The 12,993-nt window shown below is 33.8% G+C and carries 10 protein-coding genes; 4 read left to right on the forward strand and 6 right to left on the reverse strand.

Annotated elements, in window-relative coordinates:
- Positions 1-166 precede the first annotated feature (166 nt).
- Positions 167-508, forward strand: coding sequence for a hypothetical protein (locus ACVBED_RS01410; protein ID WP_447120793.1), 342 nt, complete (start codon positions 167-169; stop codon positions 506-508).
- A 64-nt stretch (positions 509-572) separates the two neighbouring features.
- On the opposite strand, the gene ACVBED_RS01415 is transcribed toward ACVBED_RS01410, so the two are convergent.
- The 6 genes from ACVBED_RS01415 to ACVBED_RS01440 all read right to left on the reverse strand — a co-directional run bounded on the left by ACVBED_RS01415 (position 573) and on the right by ACVBED_RS01440 (position 6,404).
- A complete protein-coding gene (locus ACVBED_RS01415; protein ID WP_473094384.1) occupies positions 573-1,337 on the reverse strand; it encodes a TrmH family RNA methyltransferase in 765 nt (254 codons plus the stop codon).
- Entirely contained in the window at positions 1,330-2,838 is a 1,509-nt protein-coding gene (locus ACVBED_RS01420) for a DNA recombination protein RmuC (RefSeq protein ID WP_473094385.1), read from the reverse strand. The genes ACVBED_RS01415 and ACVBED_RS01420 overlap by 8 nt, the downstream gene beginning before the upstream one ends.
- 123 nt (positions 2,839-2,961) lie before the next feature.
- Positions 2,962-4,278: an ammonium transporter gene (locus tag ACVBED_RS01425; protein ID WP_447120796.1), complete on the reverse strand. Its 1,317-nt coding sequence runs from the start codon at positions 4,276-4,278 to the stop codon at positions 2,962-2,964.
- A gap of 284 nt (positions 4,279-4,562) precedes the next feature.
- A complete protein-coding gene (locus tag ACVBED_RS01430) occupies positions 4,563-5,231 on the reverse strand; it encodes a beta-carotene 15,15'-monooxygenase (RefSeq protein WP_473094386.1) in 669 nt (222 codons plus the stop codon).
- Entirely contained in the window at positions 5,224-5,718 is a 495-nt protein-coding gene (locus ACVBED_RS01435) for an RNA polymerase sigma factor (RefSeq protein WP_447120798.1), read from the reverse strand. Before ACVBED_RS01435 ends, ACVBED_RS01430 begins: the two co-directional genes overlap by 8 nt.
- 101 nt (positions 5,719-5,819) lie before the next feature.
- Positions 5,820-6,404 (reverse strand): ribonuclease HII, encoded by a 585-nt coding sequence (locus ACVBED_RS01440; RefSeq protein ID WP_447120799.1) that lies wholly within the window; start codon positions 6,402-6,404, stop codon positions 5,820-5,822.
- A gap of 132 nt (positions 6,405-6,536) precedes the next feature.
- On the opposite strand from ACVBED_RS01440, the gene ACVBED_RS01445 reads away from it, so the two are divergent.
- The 3 genes from ACVBED_RS01445 (at position 6,537) to argS (ending at position 12,819) form a co-directional block, all read left to right on the forward strand.
- Positions 6,537-9,542: a SusC/RagA family TonB-linked outer membrane protein gene (locus ACVBED_RS01445; protein WP_447120800.1), complete on the forward strand. Its 3,006-nt coding sequence runs from the start codon at positions 6,537-6,539 to the stop codon at positions 9,540-9,542.
- Between the two features lie 17 nt (positions 9,543-9,559).
- Positions 9,560-10,972 carry a SusD/RagB family nutrient-binding outer membrane lipoprotein gene (locus tag ACVBED_RS01450; protein WP_447120801.1) on the forward strand — a complete coding sequence of 471 codons (1,413 nt, stop codon included), beginning with the start codon at positions 9,560-9,562 and terminating at the stop codon, positions 10,970-10,972.
- Positions 10,973-11,052: 80 nt separating this feature from the next.
- Entirely contained in the window at positions 11,053-12,819 is a 1,767-nt protein-coding gene (argS, locus tag ACVBED_RS01455; RefSeq protein ID WP_447120802.1) for an arginine--tRNA ligase, read from the forward strand.
- Positions 12,820-12,993: the final 174 nt, after the last annotated feature.

Here is a 12,993-nt window from a genome sequence, read left to right on the forward strand (position 1 = left end):
TTGATTATCAGTTATATAAATTTGTAAAACTGTTTTACAAAGATAATACAATTAATTTGCTAATAAAATTTTTTTGCTCACTCTATCTTTGTACCGTTGAAATGATGTAATAGTCAGTACAACAAAACAATTTAAAACAAAGTAAAACAATTTAATTTAATTTATTATGAAAAAATCATTATTCGTAGCTGCTATCGCTGCTATCTCATTAGTTGCTTGTAAAAAAACTGAAACTGTTGAAACAGCTAACGCTACAGATTCTACTGCTGCTGCAATGTCTGACTCTTCTGCAATGGTATCTGATTCTGCTGCTGCTGTAGTTGATTCTGCTGCTTCAGTAACTGTTGATGCTACTAAAGATGCTGCTTCTGCAACTACTGCTGCTGGTGCAACTGCTGCTAAAGATGCTGCTAAAGGTGCAGGTGCTGCTGCTAAAGGAGCTGCTGATGCTGCTAAAGGAGCTGCTGCTGACGCTAACAAAGCTGTTAAAGACGCTGTAAAAAAATAATTTATCTCTCAGGTAAATTGAAACCCACTTTCGAGTGGGTTTTTTTATGCTTAAAATTAAAAATTTAATTTATTTTTTTTTGCCGAAGAATTTCGTAGCAGGAAATTGCTACTGCATTACTGAGATTTAGTGAATCTATAGTGCCGGACATTGGGATATTAATGTTTTCTCCAATTGGCGTCCAGAAATCAGAAAGTCCGCTGTGTTCAGTTCCAAATACTAAAGCGCTTTTTTTCGTAAAATTCTTTTTGGATATTTCGACTGCATTATGGTGCATGTTGGTGGTGAAAATTTGAAAATTATTTTCGTTCAGAAATTTTGAAGTCATTTCATTATCGCTTTGAAAAATAGTCATCCCAAAAAGACAACCTACGCTAGACCGAATAACATTTGGATTAAATAAATCCACTTTTGTATCAGTAATAATTAAAGCTTCTATCCCGAAAGCTTCACAACTTCGCAATATTGCACCTAGATTACCAGGTTTTTCTACACTTTCAATAACAATTACAGCAGCATTTTCTGTGGGAAAATAATTTTCCAACTCTTTTTCATTAGTTTTATATACGCCAATGATTCCTTCAGAACTGCCTCGATAGGCTAATTTTTCGTAAATTTTCAGGGAAACAGTCTCATAATTTGTGGGCAGTTTTCCAGTAAAAATAGGTTCACAGATAAAATAAGTAATTGGTTTAAAATCATATTTTACTGCTCTTTCATTTTCTTGAACTCCTTCAACAGTGAGGACACGCTCTTTTTTACGAAATCGATTGTCCGTTAAAAGTCGGTTCAGATATTTTATCTTCTCGTTTTGAAAACTTTCAATCATTATAATTTAGATTTAGAGTTTCAGCTTGGCCCACCAAACTTTGAGAGATTTCTTTTTTATTTTTAACACCGAGATTTTTTAATTTCTGAGTCTGCATAATTAAATTATCATTACCAGTATGAAGTTGCTTATAAGCATTTTCATAAACATTTTTTGCTAAATCAATATTTTTACCGACTTTTTCCAAATTTTCTAAAAATCCGACAAATTTGTCGTAAAGTTTTGCACCGCGTTCAGCAATTTCTGTGGCATTTTTATTTTGGTACTCTCGCTTCCAAAGATCTGCTACTAATTTTAACGAAGTGATTAAATTACTCGGATTTAAAAGTAAAATTCTTTTTTCATATGCGAAATTCCATAAATTTTGATCGGCTTGCATCGCGGCAATATAGGCAGCTTCACTTGGGATAAACATCATGACGAAGTCTAAAGATTTATCATAATCATCATAGGCTTTATCGCTTAGTTGTTTGATGTGATTCTTAATAGAATCCAAATGTTGCTTTACTTTAATTTGATGCGTTTCCGAGTCAGTCTCGTCCACTAATTCTACGAAAGCCGTTAAAGAAACTTTAGAATCTATAATGACATTTCTTGCATCCGGGTATTTTATTACGGCATCTGGACGCATTTTTTTACCAGAAAATTCGGAAAAAAGGGCTTTATTGTCTTCGTCCCGAAGCTCATGTTCCAAAAAATATTCTCGTCCTTTTACCAAACCGGATTTTTCCAAAATATTTTCCAAGATCATTTCACCCCAATTACCTTGGGTTTTGCTTTCACCTTTTAAAGCGCTCGTTAATTTTTTGGCATCTTCGGAAATTTGTTGATTAAGCAACGCCAATTCTTTTACTTTGTCCGCTAAAGAAAATCGTTCTTTGCTCTCTTTGTCATAAGTTTCATAGACCTGGTTTTTAAGTTCAATGATTTTCTCATTAAAAGGATCTAAGATCAATTTTAATTTATCGGAATTGATTGCCGTAAATTTTTCGGTTTTTTCTTCAAAAATTTTATTTGCTAAATTTTGAAATTCAATTTTAGCCACTTCCTGCATTTTTTCAATTTCTACTTTTTGATTTTCTAAAGATTTTTTTAAATTTTCATTGATGGCGCTTAACTGGGAATTATTAGAAAATATATTTTTATTCTCATTAATTAAATCTTCAAGTTTTAGGGTCTGTTGAGAATGGACTTGTCGATGTTCCGAAAATTGCGTGTTTAGTGAAGAATGTTCTGCGGTAATTTTTGACAAATTTTCTTTTAGTACTAAAATATCAGACGATTGCAGACGGTTTGATTCTTTTTCATTACTTAAAAAACCAATGATTTCATTTATTTTCTGGTTCGCGTTTTCTAAATCTGAATTCGATTTTATGTAATTGCCATTTAACTCATCGAAATCCTTCCTTAATATATGAGAAGATTTTAAAAACAAATAAATAATCACTGCGCCTAAAATGGCACCAATCAGGAGTCCGATTCCTAAAGTTGAAATTTCCATACTTCAAAAATAATGTAAAAAGTATGATAAACAAAGTTTAAGGTAAAAAGGGCCTTGTGAATAATCCATTGTACTTTTAAACTTAAACTTAAACTTAAACTTAAACTTAAATTTAAGTTTTAATTAAAGTGATTCCCCATGTTGAGATTTATCTAAACCTTCCATTTCATAATTTTCCGTTACACGAAGTGGCGTAATTAGATTGGTAATAAATAATAAAAAGTAGGAACCGAAAAATGTGAACATTGATATTCCGATGATTGCTACAATGTGTTTGATAAATAAAGATGTTTCGCCAAACATTAATCCTGGTTCAGTTACCGCAGAATTGATATGCGGATCCGCAAAAACGGCGGTTAAAATCATACCTACAATTCCGCCTACTCCGTGGCAGGGAAATACATCTAAAGTATCATCAATGTTGGTTTTTGCCCGTAAATCTACTACCCAACTGCTTGCCGCTACTGCAATAATCCCAATTACAAGCGCGTGCGCTGTGGAAACGTAACCTGCGGCCGGAGTTACGGCTACTAAACCAACTACTGCGCCGATGCAAACGCCCATCGCGGATAATCTTTTTCCTTTTATTTTTTCTATAAATCCCCAAGAAATTGCTGCAGTGGCAGATGCGGTGGTTGTATTTACAAAAGCTTGTACAGCAATAGATCCACTGCTGAAAGCTGAACCTGCATTAAAGCCAAACCAACCAAACCAAAGTAACGCGGTTCCTAAAATTACGTATGTAATTCTACTTGGATCGTGAACGGGTTTTACTCTTTTTTTTAAAAATAATGCGCCTGCCAAAGCGGCCCAGCCGGCGCTCATATGGACAACGGCGCCACCCGCAAAATCTAAAATACCAAACTTAAACAATAGACCGTCTGGATGCCAAACCGCGTGTGCTAGAGGTGCGTAGATGAATAATGAAAATAAGATAATAAATAATAAGTAGCCCCAAAATCTAATTCTTTCTGCAAATGCGCCTGAAATTAAAGCAGGTGTAATAATTGCAAATTTCATTTGAAACACTGCAAATAAAGCGAGTGGAATGGTGGGCGCCAAAGACCATGCTGACTGAGTTCCCACGTTTTTAAAAAATATATAATCCAGTGGATTACCGATAATGCCGCCGATAGATTTGCCAAAAGCTAAACTGAAACCAACGATGACCCAAACAACAGAAATAATCCCCATTGCGATAAAACTTTGTAAAATGGTGCTAATGACATTTTTTTTCTGAACCATACCGCCGTAGAAAAAACCCAGTCCGGGTGTCATAATTAAAACCATTGCAGAGGCAGCGAGCATCCAGGAAATGTCTGCGCTATTAAAATTGGGGATTTTATTTTTTGATATTAAATCTTCGGGGAAAATAAATTGTGAAAAAACACCTAAAAGTAAAACTGATACCAAGGCAAAAGATAAAACATATTTTCTCATAATTTTGTGTAATTTATCGTAAAAATATAAAAAAATATTATAAGCCCCAATATTTTATGGGGTATGATAATAAATTATATAAAATAACAACAATACACCCCTAATATTTAGTAAAATATTATCATCTTATAAAATTATTATTATGCCTGATAAAAAACGAAATATAAAATAGCCCCGATTAAACGGTCTGTTTGAGCTCTTTTTAAAATTTTTGTCAAAAATTTTAAAAAGAGCGAGTAGTGAAAGCGGGAAATAGCTCCTAATTAGAATGAAAAAGATGCGATTTATTCTTCTTCTATTTTTTGTAATTCGGCGAGATTTTGTCCCAATCTTCTTAGGATGATACCGTAGACAATCTTGTAATAAAGCCAGATTAATCCGACGCTGAAGAGCGTAGTTAAAGATAAACCGACAATGAAACCAATAAGAGTGGGATGCGTAAGAGATATATTTTGCGCGGTAAATATATTGAAGATAAATACCGTTAAAACTGCCGTAAATAATATAAGTAAAGCAATATTAGTAAAAATAAAGACATTCACCGTTTTTCTGAATTTTACGATCTGAAGAATTAAAAGTTTGAGATTATCCTGCACTTTTATTTTTTTATAATTTAAATAAAACTGCACTACAAAAAAGCCGGTTATCAAGAGGCTCACGATTTTTAATCCTATGTAAAGATGCGCAAAGCTTTCCTGCAACTGAACGGTTTGCTGAACTCCTAATTTTTTTAGAATTTTTAAAAAACTAGTGTCATTTTCTGCTCGAAAAATATAAAAAACGCTTAAACTGAAAAATATAAAAAATTCAACCGCGGAAATCCAGAAGATATACTTCACATAATTACGAGATTTTTTGTGCAGCATCTGAGAGATTTCAGATGGAGCATATTTTGATTGCGTATCTTGATCCTGCCAAGATTTTTTTAAATCGTCAAGATTAAAATCAGACATTTTTTTCCATTAATTCTTTTAAAACTTTTTTCAAACGGTTCATTTTAACTCTTGCATTAACCTCTGAAATCCCTAAATTTTCTGCGATATCTCTATAAGGTAGATCGTCTAAATACATAGTGACAATGGCCCGCTCTATTTTTGGCAATAATTTTATATTTCTGTAAAGCGCGGAGATCTGTTGTTGTTTTTCATCATCATCCTCTAAAATTTTCCCCTGATGAAATTCTTGTAACTCGTCTGTTTCAGGAGATTTTTTTTTCTTTCTAAAAATGGTAATCGCTGTGTTTAATGCTACGCGATACATCCATGTTGAAATTTTAGATTGACCCTTAAATGTGTCGTAGCTTCGCCATAATTGTAACACTATTTCCTGAAATAGATCTTCTTCGTCTTCCAAAGTATTCGTATAAAGCCGAGAAACCTTGATGATCAAACCTTGGTTATCATCAATCAGTTTAGAAAATTCTCGTTCTTTTTGGGTCAATTTTGTTTTTTGAAGTGACGAAGATAGCGATTTGATAATTTAAAAGAAAAAGTATAACATTATAACAATTTAAAAGATAGACCCGCTTTTTAATTTATAAACTAATCGTAAATCAGACGAAAAGATTTTCTATGGTGAACGGTAGGTCCAAATTCTGTAAGCGCCTCTCTGTGAAATTTAGTGGCATAACCCATATTTTTATTCCAGCCGTATCGTGGGAAATCTTCGTGAAGGTTGATCATTAATTCATCTCTGTAATTTTTTGCTAAAATAGACGCGGCAGCTATACTTAGATATTTTGCGTCGCCTTTTATGATACATTCAAAAGGAATGGTCTTAAACGGATGAAATTTATTACCGTCAACGATTATAAATTCTGGTGTAATATCTAAGTTTTCAAGCGCTTTATGCATGGCTAAAATACTTGCATTTAATATATTTTTTTCGTCAATAATTTCTGCTGAAACCTCACTAATTGCGAACGCGAGACAGTTGTCTTTTATATAAAAGTCCAATTCCAGTCTTTTCTTAAATGTTAATAATTTTGAGTCTTTAACAAAATTTTGTTTAAAATCTGGTTGCAAAATTACTGCGGCTGCGACTACTGGACCGCACAAACAACCACGGCCAACTTCATCGCAACCTGCTTCAAATCGTTTCAGTGAATGTTTTTTTATCAATTCCATAATTTTAGACTAAAAATAGTATTCAATTTTATGAGGTCCATAAGTTGCAAATTTATTAAGATTATTTAACAAAAGATTTGGTCATCTTATAAAAGTTTTGCAAATTTGTAACAATGAAAAATTTAATTTGATATGAAGAAACTAACAACAAGCGTATTAGCAGTGGTTTTGAGTTCAACATTTGTAATAACAAATGCTCAACAAAAAAAAGACACTGTTTCTACAACAGATATCGAAGGCGTTGTAGTGACAGCTTTAGGTATTAAAAGAGAAAAAAAATCTCTAGGTTACGCCTCTCAGGAAATTAAAGCAGATGTGCTTTCTGATGGGACAACAAACACGGGAAACATTGCTTCTCAGTTATCCGGTAAGATTGCCGGTTTACAAGTAAACACCACGAATAACTTTGGTGGTGCATCTAATTTATTAATTAGAGGTGTAAAAAGTTTAGGTGGTGGAAATCCTCTAATTGTTATTGATGGGTCTCCCGTTAATAACACTACAACTTATAGCACTTATTCTAATGTAGATTATGGTAATGCATTATCTGATATAAATCAGGACGATATTGCATCTATCAATGTACTGAAGGGTGCAGCAGCATCTGCTTTGTATGGTGAAAGAGGTTTGAATGGCGTTATCGTTATTACTACAAAAAATGGTAGAGGAAAAGATGATGGCTCATGGGGTGTAACACTATCGAGTGCGATACAAGGTGGACAAATAGATAAATCAACTTTCCCCAAATATCAAACTCAGTATGGTGGAGGTTACGATCCTTCATTTTCTTACACAGGACCTGGCGGAATTCCTTACGTGAATTATGCCGATGATGCTTCTTGGGGACCAAAATTTGATCCAAATCTTCAAACCTACGCATGGGATTATTTTGATCCAACTTCACCAAATTTTAATAAAACGACGCCTTGGGTAGCTGCGAAAAATGGTCCAATCAAATTTTTTGATACACCCTTTTCATTCAGTAACAGTGTTTCGTTAGATAAAGGAACAAAAGGTAAGAATATCAGTCTTAGTTTTGACAATTTACAGCAAAACGGTCTTTATCCGGGTTCAAAAATTAATAAAAATACATTCAGTACAAAAATTAATTATGATTTAACCGATAAATTACATACTTCGGTATTTACTACCTTAACGTTACAAAATACTAAAGGTAGAGCAACAACCAACTATTCTGATAATACATTAAGTAATTTCAGACAATGGTGGCCGGTAAATGTTGACATCTTACAACAAAAAAGAGCTTATGAGCAAAGTGGGCATCAAAATATTTCTTGGAATAGAAATGCTTTTGATGATGGTACTGCAATTTATTGGAATAATCCTTATTTTCAGGCGCTTGAAAACCAAACAACTGATAATAGAACAAGAAATTTCAGTTATGCCTCAATAACTTACGATGTTTCAAAAAATATCTCTGTATTAGGAAAGGTATCTTATGATAAAACTCAACTTTATGCTGAGAACAGATTAGCAGTTGGCGCTATTGCACAAACTTTTGGTCAGTCACAAAATCCTGCAACTTCTGGGTATGCACGGACCAATGTTGATTCAAATGAGATTAATTATGATTTACTATTAAACTATAAGTTTGATGTTACAGATAAAATTAATGTAAGCGGTGTAGCGGGTGGAAATGTGAGAAGAAATTACGTTAGTTCAATTTATAATTCTACGGAAGGAGGTTTAATTTTACCAGGATTATATGCTTTGAGTAATTCTGCAGCGCAGACTTTAGCTCCAAATGAAAATGAATCTACAACTGAAACAAACTCATTATTCGCAACAGCATCTTTTGATTTTTACAAATTATTTTATTTAGATGGAACTTATAGAGTTGATAAAAGTTCAACTTTACCAAAAGGAAATAATGTTTATGGTTATCCTTCAATAACTGGTGCATTAATACTTTCTGAGTTAGTAAAACCTTCTTGGTTAAATTTCTGGAAAGTAAGAGCCAATTACGCCGAAGTGGGTGGTACTGCGGATCCTTACAAAACATCAAGCAGCTATACCTCAGCAGGTGGCTTTAATGGTACAGGTTTATTTTTAAATCAAACTAACCAGCCGAATACTAATTTAAGACCACAGAGATCGAAAGAAATTGAGGTTGGAACTGAAATTCATTTCTTGAGAGATAGAATTACTTTGGATGTTGCAGCTTATAGAACTAAAACTATTGATCAGATTATTAATCTTCCTATTTCATCAGCCAGTGGATTAACTACCGCTTCTGTAAATGCGGGAGAGATTCAAAATAAAGGTATTGAGGTTCAGTTGGGATTGGTTCCAATCAGATCACAAAATGTTACATGGTCTATTGATGCTAACTTTTCGAAAAATGAAAATAAGGTTATTTCATTGTTACATAATGGTGTGACAGATGTGTCTAACATTCTATTGAACTCTTTCCAAGGTGGTGTTTCTATTAATGCAACTGAAGGTCAAGCTTGGGGTGCAATTGTTGGCCAAGATTACCAATTTATTAATGGTCAGCCTGTAATTAGTGCAACTACTGGTAGATATTTAAAATCTGCAGATAAACACGTTATTGGAAACACGACACCTGACTGGGTGGGAGGTGTAAGAAATACTGTTAGTTACAAAGGTTTTGCAATGTCATTCTTGATTGATGTAAGAAAAGGTGGCGATATATTTTCTGTGGATCAATACTATGGTTTAGCCACAGGTTTATATCCAGAAACGGCTGCTAATGGAGTAAGAGAAAAGGGTATCGTTTGGCCGGGTGTTAATCCAAATGGTCAAGTCAACCAAACAAATACTATAAATCCTACAGCTTTCGGTTCCCTAGATGGATACGCTAGAATGCCTGCATCGAGATTTGTGTATGATGGTGGTTATGTGAAATTAAGAGAAGCAAGTATTTCATGGACATTACCAAAGTCTTTAATTAGTGGAACATTCCTTACAGATGCTAAAATATCGTTAGTGGGTAGAAACTTGTGGATCATTCACAAAAACTTACCTTATGCAGATCCAGAAGCTGTAGTAGGTGGTAATGTTGCGAACGGTACTTCAACCGGTAATGCAGGTTTAAGCATCGGCTCTCTTCCAACTACAAGAGATTTTGGTGTTAATGTTACCGTTAAATTTTAATAATTAATATTTAGAAAATGAAAAATATATCAAAAATATTTTTGGGGACGGTAGTCGCAGCCATGACCTTGTCTTCTTGTACAAGTGATCTTACAGGGCTCAACGTTGATCCGAAACACCCAACTTCAGTGCCTTCTACTAACTTATTTGTTAGAGGGCAACAGCAGCAGTTTTATTATACTTACACAGGTAATGTAAATAATAATAACTATGTGTACTTTACACAAATGTGGGCAGAAACTACGTATGCAGATGAAACTAATTATGATATAGTTACTAGAAACCAACCACGTAATACTTTCAATAGATATTACAATGGCGTTTTAAATAACTATGAACAAGCTAGGAAAAATTTGGCAACCGAAGGTTCTACTCCTAATAAAGTAGCTTCTATTGAGATCGCCGAAATTACGATGTGGGAAACTATTGTTGATACTTTTGGTGATGTGCCGTATTTTAATGCATTGCAAGCAAGTACAGGTCAATTTGCACCTGCATATGATGATGCTAAATTAATTTATGCAGATTTATTTAAAAGAATCAATGCAGTAATACCAACTATCACAGCTGGTGCTGGGTATTCGGCTGATCAAGTTTATGGTGGAGATATGACGAAGTGGGCGAAAGTAGCAAATTCAATTAAATTGAGATTGGCGCTTAATTTAGCAGATGTCGATCCAGCAACTTCAAAAGCTGCCGCTGAATCTGCTATCGCAAGTGGCGTAATGACTGCTAATTCAGATAATTATTCACTTTCATTTCCAGGTGGTATTTTCTCTAACCCTTTCTACGATGATTTCGTAGCCTCAGGTAGAAAAGATTTTGTGCCCTCAGAATTGATTGTTAACCTGATGAATGGTAAAATGGACCCTAGAAGACCTGCTTATTGGACTACTGTAGGTGGTGTTTATAAAGGTGGTGTTTTTGGAGAACTTAATCCTTATGCTAATTATTCGCATTATAAAGATGCAACCTGGACTGATGCTACGTTACCAGCTAATCTCTTAACATATACAGAAGTGTTATTTATGAGAGCGGAGGCGGCTGCAAGAGGTTACAATGTAGGCGGCACTGCTGCAACATTGTATACAATGGCCGTTACAAACTCTATGAATTTTTATGGAGTAGCAGCGGCAGATACTGCAACTTATTTAGCAGCACATCCTTATGATTCTTCTAACTATAAAAAATCTATTGGTGAAGAAGTTTACGTTGCATTACATAACAGAGCTTTTGCAGAATGGAATTTTTCAAGAAGATTAGATTATCCAGTTTTTGTTAATCCTACAAGTTCTAGAATCAGCGGTGTTCCAGTTAGGTTACCATACTCTGATCAGGAATATGTTCTTAACGCGAAAAATGTTAATGCTGCAGCTTCTAAAATTGGAGGTGATAAAGCAACAACAAAATTATTCTGGGATAAATTTTAAACTTTGTTTATAATTATATTTCTAAACCGCCTTCGGGCGGTTTTTTTATTTCCCTATCTTTGCAATGCAAATTTTAAACTATGAATATTAAAGCACACCTGCAGAAAAGTCTCGCAGATATTACCATTTCTGTTTTTCAGGTAGAGTCAGTAAAACTAGAAGTGCAGGATAACAAAACTAACTTCGAAGGTGATTATACTATTGTTATATTTCCGTTGGTTAAAATCGCTCAGAAAAAACCGGAAGAAATCGGTATTATTTTAGGTAATGAACTTTTAATTAAAACAGATTTAATTAAAAGTTTTACGGTAGTTAAAGGTTTTTTAAATGTCAACATTAAAGAAACTTTTTTCTTAAATCAGCTAAACTTTATCGCAGCAGAATTAGACATTGTTAAAGATAGAGAAGAAACCGTGATGGTGGAGTACTCATCTCCAAATACTAATAAACCACTACATTTAGGACATGTTAGAAATAATCTTTTAGGATTTTCAATTTCAAAAATTTTAGAAGAAGATGGTTACAACGTAATAAAAACACAAGTTATAAATGACCGAGGAATACATATATGTAAATCAATGTTGGCTTGGGAAAAATTTGGTGGAGGCAAAACCCCCGAAACTGAAAATTTAAAAGGCGATAAATTAGTCGGCAATTATTACGTAAAATTTGACCAGGAATACAAATACCAAATCGCACAATTAGTTGCAGATGGAACTGATGACGAAACTGCAAAAAAACAGGCGCCATTAATTTTGGAGGCGCAGGAAATGCTTTTAAAATGGGAGAAAAATGATCCCGAAGTAAGAGCACTTTGGGCGAAAATGAATGCTTGGGTCTACAAAGGATTTGAGGAAACTTATAAAAGCTTAGGTGTAAATTTCGATCAAGTTCAGTATGAAAGCAAAACTTACATTTTAGGTAAAGATATTATTCAAGAAGGTTTAAATAAAAAAGTTTTTTATAAAAGGATTGACGGTTCAGTTTGGTGTGATCTTTCAGAAAATGGATTAGATGAAAAATTATTGCTACGTTCAGACGGCACTTCGGTTTATATGACTCAGGATTTGGGAACTGCTGTGCAAAGATTTGAAGAAAATCATCTGCAAAAATTAATTTATACTGTTGGAAATGAGCAAGATTATCATTTCCAGGTTTTGTTTTTAATTTTAAAAAAATTAGGGTACAATTGGGCAGATCATCTGTACCATTTATCCTATGGAATGGTGGAGCTACCAAATGGTAAAATGAAATCACGAGAAGGAACAGTTGTAGATGCTGATGAGTTATTACTTGAAATGTATCGGACAGCAAAAGAAAAAGCAGAGGAATTAGGTAAATTGGAGCACTTATCGAGTGAAGAAAAAGAATTTTCTTATAAAGAAGTAGGCCTGAGTGCGCTGAAATATTTCATGTTAAAAATTGATCCTAAAAAGAAAATGCTGTTTAATCCAGCTGAAAGTATTGATTTTAACGGTAATACAGGTCCTTTTATTCAATATACTTATGCCAGAATTTTTTCTTTACTAAATAAAGCTGATTATGTTGAAAATACAGAATTTCATAAAGAGATTGAAATAAATAGTTTTGAGAAAGAATTGGTTCTTCAGCTTTCTAATTATAAAGAAGTTGTCGCAAAGGCGGCTGAAACATTAAGTCCGGCACAGATTGCAAACTATGCTTATGACTTAGTTAAAACTTACAATTCATTTTATCAAAACAATAATATCATAAATTTGGAAAATGAAAATGAAAAACAATTTAAACTAAAATTATCAGCGGTTACAGCAAAGACAATCAAAAAATGTTTGGCACTATTGGGAATTGGCGTTGTAAATAGAATGTAGAAAAATTGGCGCCGATCCCTTTTCTTGAAATCTAAAATCTGTTGGTTTTCCTTTTCAAGAAAACGATTGGTCTACAGTTAAAATGTCTCATTTTGGCGCTCGCTTCGCTCGCGCCTTCATTCCGATATTTTAGATTCTGCTCTCACGCGAGAAATTTTTTATAAATGTGTCACA

This window comes from Halpernia sp. GG3, assembly GCF_052976925.2.